At 64.6% G+C, this 19,375-nt stretch carries 14 protein-coding genes; 7 read left to right on the forward strand and 7 right to left on the reverse strand.

Annotation, left to right across the window (positions count from 1 at the left end; translation table 11 throughout):
- Positions 1-4 precede the first annotated feature (4 nt).
- Both urtB and urtA read right to left on the reverse strand, forming a co-directional pair.
- Positions 5-931 carry an urea ABC transporter permease subunit UrtB gene (urtB, locus tag I6F12_RS31080; protein ID WP_225141260.1) on the reverse strand — a complete coding sequence of 309 codons (927 nt, stop codon included), beginning with the start codon at positions 929-931 and terminating at the stop codon, positions 5-7.
- A gap of 146 nt (positions 932-1,077) precedes the next feature.
- Positions 1,078-2,337 (reverse strand): urea ABC transporter substrate-binding protein, encoded by a 1,260-nt coding sequence (gene urtA / locus I6F12_RS31085; protein WP_036002134.1) that lies wholly within the window; start codon positions 2,335-2,337, stop codon positions 1,078-1,080.
- Between the two features lie 169 nt (positions 2,338-2,506).
- Between urtA and I6F12_RS31090 the strand changes: the two genes are divergently transcribed.
- A complete protein-coding gene (locus I6F12_RS31090) occupies positions 2,507-5,878 on the forward strand; it encodes an ATP-binding protein (RefSeq protein ID WP_225157971.1) in 3,372 nt (1,123 codons plus the stop codon).
- Positions 5,868-6,788: a response regulator gene (locus I6F12_RS31095; protein WP_036023915.1), complete on the forward strand. Its 921-nt coding sequence runs from the start codon at positions 5,868-5,870 to the stop codon at positions 6,786-6,788. The genes I6F12_RS31090 and I6F12_RS31095 overlap by 11 nt, the downstream gene beginning before the upstream one ends.
- 230 nt (positions 6,789-7,018) lie before the next feature.
- Here I6F12_RS31095 and I6F12_RS31100 read toward each other — a convergent pair whose 3' ends face one another.
- Together I6F12_RS31100 and I6F12_RS31105 are read right to left on the reverse strand one after the other, a co-directional pair.
- On the reverse strand, positions 7,019-8,521 hold the full coding sequence (locus I6F12_RS31100; RefSeq protein WP_225157972.1) for an NAD(P)/FAD-dependent oxidoreductase: 1,503 nt from the start codon (positions 8,519-8,521) through the stop codon (positions 7,019-7,021).
- A 125-nt stretch (positions 8,522-8,646) separates the two neighbouring features.
- Positions 8,647-9,405, reverse strand: a complete 759-nt coding sequence (locus I6F12_RS31105; protein WP_225157973.1) for a trypsin-like serine protease — start codon at positions 9,403-9,405, stop codon at positions 8,647-8,649.
- A 104-nt stretch (positions 9,406-9,509) separates the two neighbouring features.
- Here I6F12_RS31105 and I6F12_RS31110 point away from each other — a divergent pair, with 104 nt between their 5' ends.
- Complete coding sequence (locus tag I6F12_RS31110) at positions 9,510-10,145, forward strand: HAD-IA family hydrolase (protein ID WP_036002146.1); 636 nt, start codon at positions 9,510-9,512, stop codon at positions 10,143-10,145.
- 120 nt (positions 10,146-10,265) lie between these two features.
- Here I6F12_RS31110 and mtnA read toward each other — a convergent pair whose 3' ends face one another.
- The 3 genes from mtnA to I6F12_RS31125 all read right to left on the reverse strand — a co-directional run bounded on the left by mtnA (position 10,266) and on the right by I6F12_RS31125 (position 12,638).
- Positions 10,266-11,372, reverse strand: coding sequence for an S-methyl-5-thioribose-1-phosphate isomerase (gene mtnA, locus I6F12_RS31115; RefSeq protein WP_225144862.1), 1,107 nt, complete (start codon positions 11,370-11,372; stop codon positions 10,266-10,268).
- A gap of 30 nt (positions 11,373-11,402) precedes the next feature.
- On the reverse strand, positions 11,403-12,278 hold the full coding sequence (locus tag I6F12_RS31120; protein WP_057025947.1) for an S-methyl-5'-thioadenosine phosphorylase: 876 nt from the start codon (positions 12,276-12,278) through the stop codon (positions 11,403-11,405).
- An 87-nt stretch (positions 12,279-12,365) separates the two neighbouring features.
- On the reverse strand, positions 12,366-12,638 hold the full coding sequence (locus tag I6F12_RS31125) for a phosphopantetheine-binding protein (protein WP_225113321.1): 273 nt from the start codon (positions 12,636-12,638) through the stop codon (positions 12,366-12,368).
- 359 nt (positions 12,639-12,997) lie between these two features.
- Between I6F12_RS31125 and I6F12_RS31130 the strand changes: the two genes are divergently transcribed.
- From I6F12_RS31130 to I6F12_RS31145, 4 genes are all read left to right on the forward strand, one after another.
- The gene (locus I6F12_RS31130) at positions 12,998-14,215 is read left to right on the forward strand and encodes an acyl-CoA dehydrogenase family protein (protein WP_109142106.1); all 1,218 of its coding nucleotides are present in this window, start codon (positions 12,998-13,000) and stop codon (positions 14,213-14,215) included.
- Between the two features lie 56 nt (positions 14,216-14,271).
- Complete coding sequence (locus tag I6F12_RS31135) at positions 14,272-15,252, forward strand: amino acid--[acyl-carrier-protein] ligase (RefSeq protein WP_225157974.1); 981 nt, start codon at positions 14,272-14,274, stop codon at positions 15,250-15,252.
- Between the two features lie 95 nt (positions 15,253-15,347).
- The gene (locus I6F12_RS31140; protein ID WP_225157975.1) at positions 15,348-16,223 is read left to right on the forward strand and encodes an acyl-CoA acyltransferase; all 876 of its coding nucleotides are present in this window, start codon (positions 15,348-15,350) and stop codon (positions 16,221-16,223) included.
- A gap of 229 nt (positions 16,224-16,452) precedes the next feature.
- Positions 16,453-19,320: a PAS-domain containing protein gene (locus I6F12_RS31145; RefSeq protein ID WP_225157976.1), complete on the forward strand. Its 2,868-nt coding sequence runs from the start codon at positions 16,453-16,455 to the stop codon at positions 19,318-19,320.
- Positions 19,321-19,375: the final 55 nt, after the last annotated feature.

Here is a 19,375-nt window from a genome sequence, read left to right on the forward strand (position 1 = left end):
CTCGTTATTTGCGGACCTTGAGGGCGAACAGACCCTGCGGCCGCAGCATCAGGATGCCGACGACGGCGAGCAGCGTGAGCACCTTGGCCATCGAGCCCGACATGAAGAACTCGAGCGTCGATTGCGTCTGCGAGATCGAGAAGGCCGAGGCGATGGTGCCGAGCAGGCTGGCGGCGCCGCCGAACACGACGACGAGGAAGGTGTCGACGATGTAGAGCTGGCCCGACGTCGGCCCGGTCGAGCCGATCATGGTGAAGGCGCTGCCGGCGACACCGGCGATGCCGCAGCCAAGGCCGAAGGTGTAGCGGTCGACCTTCTCGGTGTTGATGCCGACCGCACCGGCCATGATACGGTTCTGCACGACCGCGCGCACCTGGCGGCCCCAGCGCGACATGTAGAGGACGTAGGCGACGGCAATGGTGATCAGCACGGTGAGGCACATCACGAAGACGCCGTTGATCGGCACCTCGATGCTATCGGTGACGCGCAGCGAGCCCAGCATCCATTGCGGCAGCTCGACGCCGACCTCGCGCGCGCCAAACACCGAGCGATAGGCCTGCTGCAGCATCAGGCTGAGGCCCCAGGTGGCGAGCAGCGTATCGAGCGGGCGCTTGTAGAGGTGCCGGATCAGCACCCATTCCACCAGCATCCCCAAGGCGCCGGAGGCGAAGAAGGCCAGGATCATCGCGAGGAAGAAGTAGCCGCTGAACAGGCTCGGCAAATTAGCCTGGAAGAGATTGGAGGTCATCCAGGTGACGTAGGCCCCGAGGATCATGAACTCGCCATGGGCCATGTTGATGACACCCATCTGGCCGAAGATGATGGCAAGACCGAGCGCCATCAGGACATAGACGGAGAACAGGATCAGTCCGGCGAACCCCTGCATGACGAAGATCGAGCCGAGGTCGCCAATCGAATAGTCGCCGAACATCCGTGTCCTCCGTCGGGAAAGGGTCCCGCGTCGCGAGCAGGTTCGCGACGCGGGGGCTTGAGGCATGGACTTGCGATCCACGCCAGGGAGCGGTTTTGCGTTGAGGAGAAAGTGCGGCGGACGCCGCGTCTTAACGGTAACGCTTCTTACTGGTAACCCTTCGGGAACGGATCCGGCTCGACGAGATCGGCGGTCTCGTAGATCAGCTCGAACTGGCCATCGAGCTTGGCGCGCCCCACCCGGGTCTTCGACCAGAGGTGATGGTTCTCATGGATGCGCACATAGCCCTCCGGCGCGCCCTTGAACTCGACGCCGGTCGAAGCCGTGGCGATCTTGTCGACGTCGAAAGAGCCGGCCTTTTCGACCGTCAGCTTCCACAGCCACGGGCCGAGATAGGCAGCCTGGGTGACGTCTCCGATCACGGTCTTCTCGCCCCACATCTTCTTGAACGCCGAGACGAAAGCCTTGTTGTTCGCATTGTCGAGCGACTGGAAGTACTTCATGCAGGCATAGGCGCCCGCGATGTTCTCGCCGCCGATACCGTCGATCTCGTCCTCGGTCACCGAGATCGTCAGCAGTGCCTGCTTGGAGAGATCGATGCCGGCCGCCTTGAGCTGCTTGTAGAAGGCGACGTTGGAGCCGCCGACGACGTCGGTGAAGATCACGTCCGGCTTGGTCAGCTTGATCTTGTTGATGACAGAGTTGAACTGCGTCGAGCCGAGCGCATAATATTCCTCGCCGACGACCTTGCCCTTGAGCACGTTTTCGACGTGCTTGCGCGCGATCTTGTTGGAGGTGCGCGGCCAGATGTAATCCGAACCGATGAAGAAGAAGGACTTGGCGCCCTTCTCCTTGGCGATCCAGTTCAGGCCGGCGAGAATCTGCTGGGTCGCTTCCTGGCCGGTATAGATGACGTTCTTGGACTGCTCGAGGCCTTCGTAGAAGGTCGGGTAGTAGAGCATGCCGTTATATTGCTCGACGACCGGCAGCACCGCCTTGCGCGAGGCCGAGGTCCAGCAGCCCATGATCGCCGCGACCTTGTCGTTGACGAGGAGCTTCTTCGCCTTCTCGGCGAAGGTCGGCCAGTCCGATGCGCCGTCCTCCTGGATGAACTTGATCTTGCGGCCGAGCACGCCGCCGGCCGCGTTGATCTGCTCGATCGCAAGCTTTTCGGCCTGGATCGAGCCGGTCTCGGAGATCGCCATGGTGCCGGTCGCCGAATGCAGGATGCCGACCGTGACCTCGGTGTCGGTGACGGCCAGACCCGTGGTGTTGACCGCCGAGGTCGCCGGCGCCTGCGCAAATGACCCGCGCGGCAGCATGGTGATGGCCGGGACCGCGGCCATTCCCATCAATAGTTTGCGCCGCAGCGGCGACAACAGGCCCTTGTTTGCTTCGTCTGACATGAGCACCCCACTTTTGTTCGAGAACACGCGATTGGTGCCCGTGAGGATGGCTCGAATTTATGCAGCCCACGCATACGCAAGATCGCGTATACTGCACCGCAAAATGCCGACGTAGGCTTCTGGTACGGAATTTGCGAGGGGTCCGGGTCCGTATCGGGAGTGGGGTTAAGTGGCAGGGCGGCAGCGAATAGACCGCGTCAGGCGCCAGTACAATCAATGGGTCGCCAACCAGACGCTGGAAGATTACGCCCTGCGCTTCACCGCCAAGAGCGCGCGGCGCTGGTCCGCCGCCCGCGTCGCCAACACGGCACTGGGCGCGATCTCGTTCCTGGCGATGGAGGCGATCGGCGGGACCATCACGCTGAACTATGGCGTCACCAACGCGACTGCCGCCATCGTCGTGGTTTCCATCATCATCTTCGGCTGCGGGGTGCCTATTGCGTATTATGCCGCCAAATGCGGCATCGACATCGACCTGCTGACGCGGGGGGCCGGCTTCGGTTACATCGGCTCGACCGTCACCTCGCTGATCTACGCCTCCTTCACCTTCATCTTCTTCGCGATCGAGGCCGTGATCCTGGCGTCGGCACTCGAGATGTGCTTCGGGATTCCGCGGCCGGTGGGCTATCTCATCAGCGCCGTCGTCATCATCCCGCTGGTGGCCTACGGCATCACGCTGATCAGCCGCTTCCAATTGTGGACGCAGCCGCTGTGGGTGATCCTTCACATCATTCCGTTTGCCGCGATCGCCTGGCACAACCCGCGCTCCTTTGCGGAGTGGCACAAGTTCTCCGGCGAGCACGGCGACCTCAACGGGCATTTCGATCTCCTGCTGTTCGGCGTTGCGGCCTCGGTCGTGTTCTCGCTGGTGGCGCAGATCGGCGAGCAGGTCGACTTCCTGCGGTTCCTGCCGCGCGACCGCCGCGCCTCCAGGGCCTCCTGGTGGATGGCGCTGATGAGCGCGGGGCCGGGCTGGATCGTGCTGGGCGCGCTGAAGCTGCTGGCGGGCTCGTTCCTCGCCTTCTTCGCACTCAGCCACGGCGTGCCGCCCGAAGAAGCCGCCGAGCCGGCGCACATGTATCTCGAAGCATTCCGCTATGTGCTGTCGCAGCCCGACCTCGCTTTGGCCTTGACCGGCACTTTCGTGATCCTGTCGCAGGTCAAGATCAACGTCACCAACGCCTATGCCGGCTCGATCGCCTGGTCGAACTTCTTCTCGCGCCTGACCCACAGCCATCCCGGGCGCGTGGTGTGGCTGGTCTTCAACGTCGTCGTGGCCCTGCTGCTGATGGAGATCGGCGTCTACAAGGCCCTGGAGCAGACGCTGGCGCTCTATTCCAACGTCGCGATCGCCTGGGTCGGCGCGCTGGTCGCCGACCTCGTCATCAACAAGCCGCTCGGACTGCGGCCGCAGCAGATCGAGTTCAAGCGCGCGCATCTCTACGACGTCAATCCAGTCGGCGTGGGAGCGATGACGATCGCGACCATCGTCTCGATCAGCGCCTTCTACGGCCTGTTCGGGCCGACCGCGAAGGCGCTGTCGGCCTTCATCGCGCTCGCGGCGGCCTTCCTCACGGCGCCGTTGATCGCCTGGGCCACAGGCGGCAAATACTACATCGCGCGCAAGCCGAAGCGGAGCTGGCAGAACATCGAGGCGATCCAGTGCTGCATCTGCGAGCACTCGTTCGAGCCGGAGGACATGGCCTCCTGCCCCGCTTACGCGGGGCCGATCTGCTCGCTGTGCTGCTCGCTGGACGCGCGCTGCCACGATCTCTGCAAGCCGCATGCGAGATTCCAGGCGCAGGTGTCGGAAGCGCTGGGCCGGCTGATGCCGCAGCCGATCTACGCCCGGATCAACTCGCAAGTCGGCCACTATATTGGCGTGTTCGTGGTCTCCGCCGGGCTGATCGCCCTGGTGCTGGGACTCATCTATCTACAGACGTCGGCGAACGTGCACGGCGACAACGAGCTCGTGTCCGACGTGCTGTGGAAGGTGTTCTTCTCGCTCAGCATCATCATCGGCGTGGTGGCGTGGCTGTTCGTGCTGGCGCAGCAGAGCCGCCGCGCCGCCGAGGCCGAGACGCGGCGGCAGACCGCGCTGCTGATCCAGGAGATCGACGCGCACAAGCGCACTGACGCCGAGCTCCAGCGTGCCAAGGAGGTCGCCGAATCCGCCAACCTCGCCAAGAGCCGTTATGTGGTCGGCCTGAGCCACGAGCTGCGCTCGCCGCTCAATGCGATCAGCGGCTATGCGCAACTGCTCGAGCAGGATACGACGCTCGGCGCCAAGCCCCGCGACCAGGTCCGCGTCGTCCGCCGCAGCGCCGACCATCTCTCCGGCCTGATCGACGGCATCCTGGACATCTCCAAGATCGAGGCGGGGCGGCTGTATCTGTCGCGCGACGAGGTGCGCTTGAGCGAGTTCCTCGACCAGCTCGTCGGCATGTTCCGCCTCCAGGCCGCCGCCAAGGGCATCGACTTCGTGTTCAGGCGGCCGCCGACGCTACCGCGGGTGGTCTATGCCGACGAGAAGCGGCTGCGTCAGGTGCTGATCAACCTGCTCTCGAACGCCATCAAGTTCACCCAGTCCGGCAGCGTGCAGTTCGTGGTGCACTACCGCAGCCCGGTCGCCGAGTTCGAGGTGATCGACACCGGCCCGGGTATCCAGGGCGACGACCTCGAACGCATCTTCGCGCCATTCGAGCGGGGTGCGCTCGGCGCGTCGCAGCCGCAGACCGGCACCGGCCTCGGGCTCACCATCAGCCGCCTGCTCGCCGGCGTGATGGGCGGGGACATCAAGGTCACGAGCACGGTCGGCACCGGCTCGACCTTCAGGGTCAAGATCCTGCTCTCGGAGGTCGCCAATCCCCAGCGGATCGCGCCGGTGGAGGCGCCGGTCTCAGGCTATCACGGCCCGCGCAAGACCATCCTCGTCACCGACGACGATCCCGTGCATCGCGACCTCCTGCGCGAAGTGCTGACGCCGCTCGGCTTCATCCTGCTCAGCGCACCCGACGGCGCCGGCTGCCTCGCATTGGCGCAGCATTGCCGGCCCGATCTGTTCCTGCTCGACATCTCGATGCCTGCCATGGACGGCTGGGCGGTCGCCGAGGCCTTGCGCGCCAGCGGCCATCATCAGGCCCGCATCCTGATGGTGTCGGCAAGCGCGCTCGAGGCTCATGGCACGCCGCTGGCGCAGCCCTTCCACGACGGCTACCTGATGAAGCCGATCGACATCCCGCGGCTGCTGGCGACGATTCGCCAGCTTCTCAAGATCGAATGGCAATACGGCTCGCATGAGGTCGCGGTGCCGTTCTGGCATCCGGAGACCGGATCGAAGCCGCCGCTGCGGCACATCGAGGCGCTGATCGGGCTCGGCCAGATCGGCTACGTCAAGGGCATCCAGCTGAAGCTGGACGAGATCGGCAGCGAGCACCCCGAGCATGCCGACTTCGTCGCGCAGATGCGGTCGCTGGTCGATCGCTTCGATCTCGACCAGTACATGGACACATTGAAGACGTTGCATGCTTATGAGCATTGAATCGAAGAAGCGCGACGTCGCGCTCGTCGTCGACGATTCCCCGGAGACGCTCCGGCTGCTCACCGACGCGCTCGACAGCGCCGGCATGACGGTGATGGTGGCGCTCGACGGCGCCGCGGCGATGCGCATCATCGACCAGATCACGCCCGACATCATCCTGCTCGATGCCGTGATGCCCGGCATCGACGGCTTCGAGACCTGCCGCCGGCTCAAGCGCGATGCGGGTCTCGCCAATGTCCCAGTCATCTTCATGACGGGTCTGGCCGAAACCGAGCACATCGTGCGTGGATTGGAAGCCGGCGGCGTCGACTACGTGACCAAGCCGATCGTGATCGAGGAGATGCTGGCGCGCATCCGGGTCCATCTCGGCAATGCCCGGCTGACCCAGAGCGCGCGCGCCGCGCTCGACGTCTCCGGCCGTTTTCTGCTCGCGGTCAATCGCCAGGGCAACGTGCTGTGGGCGACGCCGCAGGCGCAGAAGCTGCTATCCGATCATCACGGCGCGCAGACCGACGACTTCGTGCTGCCGCCGACGCTGCTGCAATGGCTCGAGCAGGCGAAGGCCAAGAGCGGCTCGAAATCCCAGGCCGCGTCGCTGCCCGATAGTCCGCAGCTCCGCTTCTATTACATGGGCGAGACCGCGCCGAACGAATTCCTGCTGCGGCTGTCCAAGGAAGCCGGCACCGCGCTGCCGCCCGAATTCACCAGCGAGCTCGGCCTCACCACGCGCGAAGGCGAGGTGCTGGCCTGGCTCAGCAAGGGCAAGACCAACCGCGACATCGCGCAAATTCTGGGCCTCAGCCCGCGCACCGTCGACAAGCACCTGGAGCAGATCTACGCCAAGCTCGGCGTCGAGAACCGGACCGCCGCGGCCGCGATCGCCGCGAATGCGACGCGGCGGAATTCTTGAGCGTGGTGTAGATGAGTTGAGGCGCTGCCAACCGAGCAAATGGTGTCGTCCCGGACAAGCGCAGCGAAGCGGAGCGCCGATCCGGGACCCATAACCCCAGGGAGTAGTTTGGCGAAGGCTCGGAGTGACCAGCTCGCTCTATAACCACCGCCTGGGAGTATGGGTCCCGGGCTCGCTTCGCGCCCCGGGACGACAGTGGCGATCGCTAACCTCGCCTTACATCGGCATCGTCAACTGTAGACGAAAGCCTTGTCGTCCAGGTCCGTCTTCGGAATCTCGTCCTTCTCGGTCCAGTAATCCTGGCTGTGCTGCCATTCCGGCTTGTCGCCGCGCTTGGGCAGCAGGTTCATGTTGCGCATCATGTAGCCGGGGTTGAAGTTTTCCGGATCGATCCAGGGCAGGATCGGCATATTGTGGTCTTCAGGTCGCAGCTTGACCTCGACCTTCTTTGCACCCTTCGCCTTCATGTGCCCGAGCAGCCGGCAAACGAAATCGGCGACGAGATCGACGCGCAGCGTCCAGCTGGCGCGGAAATAGCCGAACACCCAGACCATGTTCGGCACGCCCGTGAACATCATGCCGCGATAGGTGACGGTGTCGCCGAAGGCCAGCGGCTTGCCGTCGATCTCGAAGGCGATATCGCCGAGCGCGGCAAGATTGAAGCCGGTCGCTGTGACGACGACATCGGCCTCAAGCAGCTTGCCGGACTTGAGCTGGATGCCATTCTCGACGAAGCATTCGATCTCGTCGGTGACGACGGAGGCCTTGCCGCTGGCGATGCCCTTGAACAAATCGGCATCCGGCACGAAGGCGATGCGCTGCCGCCACGGCCGGTATTTTGGCGTGAAATGGGTCTCGACGTCGTAGTCGGGACCGAGCACGGCGCTGATCTGGCCGATCAGCTCCTTCTTCACCTGCTCGGGCTTGGACACGCAGAGCTTGGTGAACGCATCCTGCTCGAACAGGATCTTGCGCCGCACGATCTCGTGGATCCAGGCTTCATCGACCTGCAACCGGCGCAGCTCTTCCGCGATCTCGATGGCGTTGCGGCCGAGGCGGAAATAGGTCGGCGAGCGCTGCAGCATGGTGACATGGGCGCACTTGTCGGTGATGTTCGGCACCAGCGTTGCCGCCGTCGCGCCCGACCCGATCACGACCACCTTCTTGTTCGCAAGGTCGATGTCGTCGGGCCAGGTCTGCGGATGGACGATGCGGCCCTTGAAACGGTCCATGCCCTTCCATTCCGGCGTGTAGCCTTCGGAATGGCGATAATAGCCCTGGCACATCCAGAGGAAGTTCGCCGTGAAGGTCCTGGGCTCGCCGGTGTCGGTCGTCACGGCGTCGATGGTCCAGAGATTCTGCTCGCTCGACCAGCTCGCGGAATTGATCTTGTGCTTGTAGCGGATATGCCGTGCGATATCGTTGTCGTCGATCACCTCCTTCATATAGGACAGGATCTCCTCGGCGGTCGCAATCGGCGGGCCGACCCAAGGCTTGAAGCTGTAGCCGAAAGTGTGGAGATCGCTGTCGGAGCGAATACCGGGATAGCGATGTGTGCTCCAGGTGCCGCCGAATGTTTCCTGCGTCTCCAGGATGACGTAGCTCGTGCCCGGCAGCTGCTTCTGGATGTGATAGGCGCTACCGATGCCGGAGATGCCGGCGCCGACGATCAGCACGTCGAAATGTTCAGAAGCCTGTTTGGCCGTGGCGTGACTGCGAACAGCGACATTCATTGTTGCTTCTATGCCTTGCTTGTCTTTGTGGCCGTCCTTGATTGGACGGCGCGTTTCCTCCGCGACGGGCATGATCACCCGCCGCGCCTCCGCTTCAAAATGACATAGATCAAGTCGCGGTCAAATCACAGTGCCGCACCCCAGCTCCGCGCGGTCTGCACGATCCAGTCGCGATAGAGCGTCAGCGGCGTCACGCCGGTCAAGCCGCCGCAACCGGCGGCGCCGTTCGGTCCTGTCGACCAGCTGATGAGGCCGACGAGCACGGGACCGTTCGACCTGTCCTCGAACACGGGGCCGCCGGAATCGCCGGTGCAGGCGCCAATTCCGCCGCGAACACCGTTGGTTACGGGATCGACCAGACGAATCTGCAGCGTGCCGGGCTGCCCGGTTGCAACGAGGCCGGCCACGCGCGTGGTGCCGCCGCTCTTGCCATCACCGAGAACCGTGACGCCGATGCCGGCGACGACGAAGCGACTGCCGACCTGAATTGGAATCGTGGGCATGCCGACCGTCACCGTGGATTTTCCCTTCAGTGGAATTTCCAACTGCAGCAGCGCCACGTCGGCGGTGGCGCGATGCGCCTGCATCGCCTGCATGTTGAAGTTCGGATGGATCGCGACGGTGCGCACGTTCAGCAATTGCGGCTGGCCGTCGCCGCCGCGATCGACCACCTTGTAATCCGCGCCCGGCTGCACGCAATGGGCGACCGTCAACACCAGCCTCGGGGCGATCAGACTGCCGGTGCAGAAATTGCCGCGCGAGCCGACGATGGTGACGACGGCGCGGGCGACGCCATCTGCCTGCGGCGTGCCGCCGCCGACGATGGCGTGAGCGGGCGCACCGAGCAGCAGCGTAGCTGCGATGAGGGTGGCGAGCTTCTTCATGGGAACACGCATCGGCATCGATGAAGGCGGGCGATTGCTTCGGACTGGCTCTTGCCGATAGCGCATGCTAGCCCTCTTGGAAAGCAATTGACGAGGGCAGGACATTGGCGATCGAGGCGGTGATCTTTGATTTCGGCGGCGTGCTGACGAGCTCGCCCTTCGAGGCGTTCACGCGGTTCGAGACCGAGCGCGGCCTGCCCGCCGATATCATCCGGCGCACCAACGCCGCCAATCATCTGGAAAACGCCTGGGCCAAATTCGAGCGGGCCGAGGTCGACATCGAGACGTTCGACGCATTGTTCGCCGCCGAATCGCTCGCGCTCGGTGCGGAGGTGCGCGGCCGAGACGTGCTGCCGCTGCTGCAGGGCGATCTGCGCCCGGAGATGGTCGAGGCCCTGAAGCGCATCAAGGCGCAATTCAAGACCGGCTGCATCACCAACAATCTGCCGGCCAACGCGATCGGCAGCATGACGGGACGTTCTCTCTACATCGCCGAAGTCATGGTGCTGTTCGATCACGTCATCGAATCCGCCAAGATCGGTCTGCGCAAACCCGATCCACGCATCTACCAGATGATGGTCGAGACGCTGAAGGTCGATCCGAACAATTGCGTCTATCTCGACGATCTCGGCGTGAACCTGAAGCCGGCGCGTCAGATGGGCATGACCACGATCAAGGTGACGAGCGGGGCGCAGGCGATCGCGGAGCTGGAGACGGCGACGGGGCTGAAGCTGGGGTAGTTCGACATACGCCGTCATTGCGAGCGCAGCGAAGCAATCCAGAGTCTTTCCGCGGAGGGAGCCTGGATTGCTTCGCTGCGCTCGCAATGACGGTTGTGGCGAGATATCGCCCAACCAAATCTACTTCGCCGCAGCAGAGGTCCGCTCCGGAAACGCCGCGGCCAGCGCGGCACGGTCCGGCTTCAGCACGCCGCGCTCGGTGATGAGACCGGTGACGAGCCGCGCCGGCGTCACGTCGAAGGCGTAGTTCGCGACCGGCGAGTTTTCGGGCACGATGCGTACCGTCTCCAGCCGGCCGTCCGCGGTGCGGCCGGTCATGTCGGTGACCTCCACGCCGCTGCGCTGCTCGATCGGGATGTCGCGGATGCCATCATGGACGGCGAAATCGATCGTCGGCGACGGCAGCGCGACGTAGAACGGCACGCCATTGTCATGCGCCGCAAGCGCCTTCAGGTAAGTGCCGATCTTGTTGCAGACGTCGCCATTGGCGGCGACGCGGTCGGTGCCGACGATGGCGAGATCGACCATGCCGTGCTGCATCAGATGTCCGCCGGTATTGTCCGGGATCACCGTGTGCGGCACGCCGTGATGGCCAAGCTCCCAGGCCGTGAGCGAGGCGCCCTGGTTGCGCGGACGCGTCTCGTCGACCCAGACATGGACCTTGATGCCGCGCTCATGCGCGAGATAGATCGGCGCCGTCGCCGTGCCCCAGTCGACGGTGGCGAGCCAGCCGGCGTTGCAATGGGTCAGCACGTTGACCACCTCGCCCGGCTTCTTCGCCGCGGTCGCCTCGATCAGCTTCAGGCCGTTGTCGGCAATGCCGCGATTGATCTCGACGTCCTGCTCGGCGATCTCGTCGGCGCGCGCATAGGCCGCTTCCGCCCGCTCCACCGGATCGATCGGCGCGAGCGCCGCGCGCATCTCGTCCAGCGCCCATTTCAGATTGATCGCGGTCGGCCGCGCCACGACCAGCGTGTCGTAGGCGCGTTGCAGCCCGGCGTCGGAAGCGTCCTCGCGCATCGCGAGCGCCATGCCGTAGGCGGCGGTGGCGCCGATCAGCGGCGCGCCGCGCACCAGCATGTCCCTGATAGCAACTGCCGCATCTTCACACGAGGTCAGCCGCGCAACGACGAATTCATGCGGCAGCCGGCGCTGATCGATCGCGCCGACCGACCAGCCGTCGCGCTCGCGCCAGATGCTGCGGAAATGCTTGCCGTCCACCTTCATGGCATTCTGCCTTTTCGTTTGTCTTGCGTCTCACGCTCGCAGGATGCGCCCGGCCACCGCATCGAGCTTCTTCAGGAGCTCGGGATCGCGCGCCTCGGGCGCCGTGATCAGCGCGGTGTCGAGCGCACGGTCCGAACCGATCGGGCACGGCTCGTGCTCACGCGGAAAATCCTTGGCCAACCGCGCCACCAGCGCCTTCGCCTTGTCGGCGTTCGAATTCAGCACGCGGATGATGTCCTGCACAGTGACCGCATCGTGGTCGGGATGCCAGCAGTCGAAATCCGTCACCATGGCGACAGTGGCGTAACAGATCTCCGCCTCACGGGCGAGCTTGGCTTCGGGCATATTGGTCATGCCGATCACCGAGTAGCCCAGCGTCTTGTAGGTCATGCTTTCCGCGTACGTGGAGAATTGCGGCCCTTCCATGCAGACATAAGTGCCGCCGCGCGCGATCGCGATGCCTTCCGCTTCCGCGGCGGCCGCCAGATGGATGCGCAGCCGCGGCGAGACCGGGTGCGCCATCGACACATGCGCGACGCAGCCGCGGCCGAAGAACGAGCTCTCGCGCTTATGGGTGCGGTCGACGAACTGGTCGACGAGAACGAAGGTGCCGGGCGGCAGTTCCTCCCTGAAGGAACCGCAGGCCGAGAGCGAGATCAAATCGGTGACGCCGGCGCGCTTCAGCACGTCGATGTTGGCGCGATAATTGATGTCGGAGGGGGACAGCCGGTGCCCCTTGTCATGCCGGGGCAGGAACACGATCGGCAGGCCGGCGATGGAGCCACGCCTTAAAGGAGCCGACGGCTCGCCCCAGGGGCTCTCGATCACCTCTTCGCGCGCACCCTCTAAGCCGGGCAGGTCATAGATGCCCGAGCCGCCGATGATGCCCAATACCGCCTGCGTCATGCCTGCTCCACCCTGTCCGCCAAATGTGACATGGTTAAGCTATGCCAGTTTTGCGGCGGATTTGGAACGGGGGGAGATGCGCCCCTGTTAAGCCGCGGTCGCCGGCTGGAGCTGCATCGCGACCATCCGCTCCAGCGTCTCGACGGACTGGAAATTCTCCGGCGTGATCTCGGACTGCGGAATGGTGAAGTCGAATTCGGCCTCGACGCCGAGCATGAGATTGACCATGTCCATCGAGGTCAGGCCGATATCGACGAGCTTGGCCGAAGGTGTGACCTCTGCGGCGAGCGAATTCTGTTCGAGAATGCCCTTCACCAGCTTGGTGATGCGGTTGCGCAAAACGGTATCGAAGGCCTGCATCGGCAAATTTCCATTTGTCTATCGGGGTCGGACCGGACTGCCGGCTACGATGGGTGCGGGCTGCCGGTCCTGCAATGGGCGGCACCAATACTTCGCGTTTCTTAGTAAACGATGACTCAGATTGTCGGAAATCCAACCTTCTTCCAGAGTCCTAACGCGATGCCGGAAAATCCGGCGATGCGAACAACCGGACCTTAACTGTTCGTTCGGAATTGGGTTTTGTTTACCCTCTATTTCATCGACGAATTTGAATTAAATCCGTAGCCTCGTCTCACAAGCAAAGATGGCTGGAGGATCGCCTCAAGCGGCATCGCGAATGATGCCGGCGATCTCGAACGGCAAACCGGAGGCGGACGAGCATGAACGTGCGTGAAGCAGTCCTCACTGTCGACGAAATGCAGACGAGCTTTCTCGAGCAGGGTCCCTCCCTGATCGAGCGCGCCGCCCGGACCGCCGCAGCGGCCGCGGCCGACGCCGACGAGGTCGATCGCGACGCCCGCTTCCCGCACCGGGCTTTCGACGTCGCACGCGAGCAGAAGCTGCTCGGCGTGATGATTCCGGTCGAGTTCGGCGGCTTCGGCGCCTCGATCCATGACGTCACCGACATCTGCTACACGCTCGGACGCGCCTGCGCGTCCACGGCGATGATCTACGCGATGCACCAGACCAAGGTCGCCTGCGTCATCAGGCACGGCCATGGCATCCCTTGGATGGAGACCATGATGCGCCGGGTCGCCCGCGACCAGTGGCTGCTCGCCTCCTCCACCACCGAAGGCCAGAACGGCGGCAACATCCGCGCCAGCGCAGCTGCGGTCGACCATGCCGGCGATACCGTCTCGCTGGTGCGCGACGCCACCGTGATCTCCTACGGCGCCGAAGCCGATGGCCTCGTCACCATCGCCCGCCGCGCCACCGAAGCCGCCGCCTCCGACCAGGTGCTGCTGGCGCTCGCCAAGGACGATTATTCGCTGAAGCGGACGCTGGGCTGGGAAACGCTCGGCATGCGCGGCACCTGCTCGACCGGGTTCGAGCTGAAGGTCGACTGCCCCGCCGACCGCATCTTCCCGGAATCCTATGACAAGATCCACGCCCAGACCATGACGCCGTTCGCGCATCTGTGCTGGTCGTCGGCCTGGGCCGGCATCGCCGCTGCGGCGGTGACGCGCGCGCAGGCCTTCATCCGCAAGGCGGCCCGCTCGTCCGGCGGACAGATGCCCCCGGCCGCGGCGCACTTCACCGCCGCCAAGATGTCGCTGGCCAAGCTGCGCGCTCTGATATCAGCCAATATCGACGCTTTCGCCCGCGTCGAGCATGACGAGCGTGCTCTGAGCTCGCTCGACTTCCAGTCCTCGATTACGCTCTTGAAGGTGCAGGCCTCCGAGCTCGCGGTCGAGACCGTGATGCACGCGATGCGCACCGCGGGACTTGCCGGCTATCGCAACGACGGCGAGTTCACGATGGGCCGCCACCTCCGCGACGTGCTGTCGTCGCCGATCATGATCAACAACGACCGGATCCTGGCCAATGCCGCGACGTCGACATTGATGAGCGGGGTGCCGGCGAGCCTTCGCGACTGACGTAGCTCCGCGGCCGATTCAACAAGAACAATTTTGAGATAGCAGGACATCGAACCATGAATATTGCCGTCCTCCCCGACTCGCCCACCACCGCGCCGCAAATGATCGATCCGCTCGATCATCTCGCCGACAAGCTGTTCCACCGAATGGGCGCCGATGGCGTCTATGCCCGCACCGCCCTCTATGAGGGCATCGTCGAGAAGCTCGCCGCGCTGATCACCGTTCATCGCGAGGCCGGCACCGAGGTGATGCGCTTCCCGCCGGTGATGAGCCGCTCCCAGCTGGAGAAGTCCGGCTATCTTAAGAGCTTTCCCAACCTGCTCGGCTGCGTCTGCGGCCTGCACGGCACCGAACGCGAGATCAACGCCGCAGTGAGCCGCTTCGATGCCGGCGGCGACTGGACGACTTCGCTGTCGCCGGCTGATCTCGTGCTGTCGCCGGCCGCCTGCTATCCGGTCTATCCGATCGCGGCGAGCCGCGGCCAATTGCCGAAGGGTGGCCTGCGCTTCGACGTTGCCGCGGATTGCTTCCGCCGCGAGCCGTCGAAGCATCTCGACCGGCTGCAATCGTTCCGCATGCGCGAATATGTCTGCATCGGCAGCCCCGACGATGTCGCCGATTTCCGCGAGCGCTGGATGGTGCGCGCGCAGAAGATCGCGACCGACCTCGGCCTCAGCTTCCGCGTCGACTATGCCAGCGATCCGTTCTTCGGCCGGGTCGGCCAGATGAAGGCGGTGAGCCAGAAGCAGCAGCAGCTCAAGTTCGAGCTGCTCATCCCGCTGCGCTCGGAAGAGCAGCCGACGGCGTGCATGAGCTTCAACTATCACCGCGAGCATTTCGGCACGACCTGGGGAATCCAGGACGCCGATGGCGAGCCGGCGCACACCGGCTGCGTAGCCTTCGGCATGGACCGCCTGGCCGTCGCCATGTTCCACACCCACGGCACCGATCTTTCCGCCTGGCCCGCCAAGGTGCGGGACATCCTGGCCCTGCAGCCGCCTGTCGCGGCCGAGGCCCATGGCGAAGGCTGGCGCTAGAGCATGATCCGGAAAAGTGCGGAGCGGTTTTCCGAGAAGATCATGCTGAAACGATAGACCTCACGAGGCCGACCATTTCCACGGGCAAGACGAGCGTGATCCATACCAAGGTCCGATGCCGCGAGATCACCGAGTCCGACGTCGATAAGATCGCGGACTTGCTGACGCGCGGCTTCGTCGGCCGTTCACGCGACTACTGGATCCAGGGTCTGCGCCGGCAGGCCTTCCGGGCCGTGCCGGAGGGCTATCCGCGCTTCGGCTACATGCTCGACGACGACGGCAGGCCGGTCGGCGTGCTGCTCTTGATCTACACCTCACGCAAGGAGGGCGAAGAGACCGCCATCCGGTGCAATTTGTCGAGCTGGTATGTCGACCCGGCCTACCGCAACTACGCGCCGCTGCTGACCAAGATCGCCCAGCGGCACAAGCACGTCACTTATTTCAACATCAGCCCGGCGCAGTGGACCTGGCCAATCATCGAGACGCAGGGCTTTCGCGCCTATTGCCGCGGCATATTCTTCTCGGTCCCTGCGCTAGCGCGCGTCCCGCGCTGGAGCGAGATCGAGGTCATTCCGCCGCACGCCAAGGAGATCAAGGGGCTTTCCGAGGCGGAGACCGAGCTTTTGACGCGACATGCGCGTTACGATTGCCTCAGTCTGGTGTGCCGCACGCCGAAGGGAACCTTCCCCTTCATCCTGCAACCGGTGCGCATCCGCCGCGGTTTCATCGCACCGCCCGCCATGAAGCTGATCTATTGCCGGAGCACCGCAGAATTTGCCGAATGCGCCGGCCGCATCGGACGGCTGCTGCTGCGGCTCGGCAAGATCGCGGTGGCCGTCGATGCCAACGGTCCGGTTCCCGGCCTCGTCGGCATTTACACCGAGCGGCGCGGCCGGAAATACTTCAGGGGCCCGCACCAGCCACAGCTCGGCGACCTCACCGACACGGAGCTCGTGCTGTACGGGCCGTAGAGCAACGCCCGGCGCTGTAAATCTGTACGAGCGGAGCGGGAATATCGCCGCGCTCGTCCGGAGCTACGGCCTATCGCCTTGGCAGCGGGCCGTTTACGCGTGCGCTCACCATCGCCGGTCATCCTCCGTAAACTACGGCGCTTAAGGGAATTTTCCGGCCTGTTCGCTAGCCTCGGCGGCTGAATTAGGCTGCATTCAGTCTATTGCTGGCCGAGGCCCCGCCGACCCCATGATGTCGACCCGCGAGAGCGAGCTTGGTACAGGCCGTGAGCAGGGCCCAGGCGCCCTCGTCGCGCTGAGCCAGCTTGCGCTCGACCACATGGAACAGGGCGTCTGCGTCTACGATGCCGACAACCGGATCGTGCTGACGAACCAGCGCTATCTCAGACTGTTCGACATGTCGGCCGAAATCGTGCGGATCGGCACCAGCTATCGCGAGGTGCTCGCGCACAGCGCAAGCCGCGGCAACTTTCCGCAAGACCAGCTCGACGCGTTGTATTCGAGGCGGATGGCGCAGATCGCCGCGGGCAAGCCGTTCCGCACCGAGCAAATGCTGGCGAGCGGCCTCGTTATGTCGCTCGAGCTGAAGCCGCTCCCCGGCGGCGGCTGGATGACGATCTGCGATGACGTCACCCGCCTCGCCCGGCTCGAAGCGGAACTGCTCGTGCAGACCGAGCGCAGCCAGCACGCGCTCGCCAACATGTCGCACGGACTGATCATGTACGACGTCGACAGCCGTGTCGTCGTCTGCAACGAACGGTTCCTGAAGCTCTACAACCTCGACCCCGAGATCGTGAAGCCGGGCGTCGCGCATTCCACGGTGATCGAGCACTGGATGTCGCGCGGCAACCTGCCGGGCATGTCGGGCGACGAATTCTACCAGAACCGGCTGGAGGACGTGCGCACTAGGAAGCCGAAGACGCTGCTGGTGATGCGCTACGACGGACGGATGGTGCAGGCGGTCTCCCGCTTCCTGCCCGACGGCGGCTGGGTGACGGTGCACGAGGACGTCACGGAGCGGCTGCAATACGAGGAAACGCTGCGGCAGCAGAATTTCATCCTCGATGCGGCGCTGGAGAACATGGCGCACGGGCTCGCCTTCTTCGACAGCGACATGCGGCTTCGGGTCTGCAACTCCACCTACCTCAAGATCTACCTGTTGTCGCCGGAGGAGACCCGCCCCGGCACACACCTCGCCGAGCTGATCGAGCGATCCATGGCGAACGGCGCGTTCTCCCCGGAATACAGCCCGCAGCAGATCCTCAAAGCCGCCCGCGCGCGGATCGCGAGCCGTGATTCCTCGCCGATGCGCCGGCGCATGTCGAACGACACGGTGATCTCGGTGCGCTATTGCGCGCTGGCCGAAGGCGGCTTCGTCGCCACCTATGAGGACATTACCGAGCGCGAGCGTGCGATCGAGGAGCTGAGCGAGCAGTACCGCCGGTTCGACGCCGCCCTGAACAACATGAGCCAGGGCCTGTGCATGCTCGACGCCAGCCTGCGCGTGATCGTCTGCAACCGCCGCTATATCGAGATGTATGGATTGTCGCCGGAGACCGTGAAGCCAGGCGTCTCGATGCGCGACATCATGGAGCACGCCTGCGAGCTCGGCATCCATCCGAACATGACCGGCGCCAAGCTCTATGCCGACTACGTCGAGAGGCTGCGCGAGGGCGAGCACACGCTGCACCGCCATTTGAACGACGGCCGCATCATCAAGCTCAACCACAAGCGGATGGAGCATGGTGGCTGGGTCGTGACCTATGAGGACGTCACCGAGCGCCACAAGGCCCAGGCCCGGGTGGCGCACATGGCGCGGCACGATTCGCTCACCGACCTGCCCAACCGCACGCTGTTCCGCGAGAAGATGGGCGAGGGGCTGAACCAGGTCGCGATCGCCGGCGGCGCCATGGCCGTGCTGTGCTTCGACCTCGACAATTTCAAGACCGTCAACGACCGCCTCGGCCACGCCGCCGGCGACCGCCTGCTGCGCTGGGTCGCGGCGCGCCTCAAGGAGAATGTCGGCGAGCACGACACCGTCGCGCGGCTTGGCGGCGACGAGTTCGCCGTGCTCCAGCGCGGGCCGCAGCCGCAATCGGCCGAGGCGCTCGCCCGCCGCCTGGTCGAGATCATCGGTCATCCGCCGCCGCTGGAAAGCCAGTCGATCCATGTCGGCGTCTCGGTCGGCATCGCGATCGCGCCCGACCACGGACTCGATGCCGATGAGCTGATGAAATGCGCCGACCTCGCGCTCTACCAGGCCAAGGCCAAGGGGCGCGGAGCCTATCAGTTGTTCGAGCCCGAGATGGAGGAACAGGCGCGCAGCCGGCACGCGCTGGAGCAGGACCTGGTCGGCGCGCTGGAAGGGCGTGAATTCCACCTGGTGTTCCAACCGCAGATGCGGCTCGATTCCTCCGAGCTCACCGGCTTCGAGGCATTGCTGCGCTGGAAGCATCCCTCGCGCGGCTTCGTCTCTCCGGCCGAGTTCATCCCGATTGCGGAGGAGAACGGGCTGATCGTTCCGATCGGCGAATGGGTGCTGCGCACGGCCTGCGCCACCGCCGCCTCCTGGCCCGGCGTCACCGTCGCCGTGAACCTGTCTCCGGTGCAGTTCCGCTCCCGCGGGCTGGTGGCGATGGTCACGAGCGCGCTCGCGGAAGCCGGCCTGCCGCCGCAGCGGCTCGAGCTCGAGGTCACGGAGACGGCGCTGCTGGACGACAGCAAGGCGACCATCGACATCCTGCACCAGCTCCGCGCGCTCGGGGTGCGCGTCAGCCTCGACGATTTCGGGGTCGGCTATTCCTCCCTGAGCTATCTGCGCAAGTTTCCATTCGACCGCATCAAGATCGACCGCTCCTTCGTCGGCACGCTCGGCGAAAGCCCAGAGAGTGTTGCCATAGTCAGAACGATCGCGAGCCTCGGCTCCGTGCTCGGCGTCGAGACCACGGCAGAGGGCGTGGAAACCGAGGAACAGCTCGACTTCGTCCGCGAATGCGGCTGCACCGCGGTCCAAGGCTATTATTTCGGCAAGCCGTGTCTCGCCTCGGAAGTCGGTCGCACCATCGAGAAGCTGAACACGGTCCGGCGCGTGGCCTGACCGCTTCGGCCGCTCAAATTCCGCCTCTCGGCACGCGGCCAAACGACGAATTGTC

Source organism: Bradyrhizobium sp. IC4059 (assembly GCF_020193615.1).
Classification (GTDB): Bacteria; Pseudomonadota; Alphaproteobacteria; order Rhizobiales; family Xanthobacteraceae; genus Bradyrhizobium; species Bradyrhizobium yuanmingense.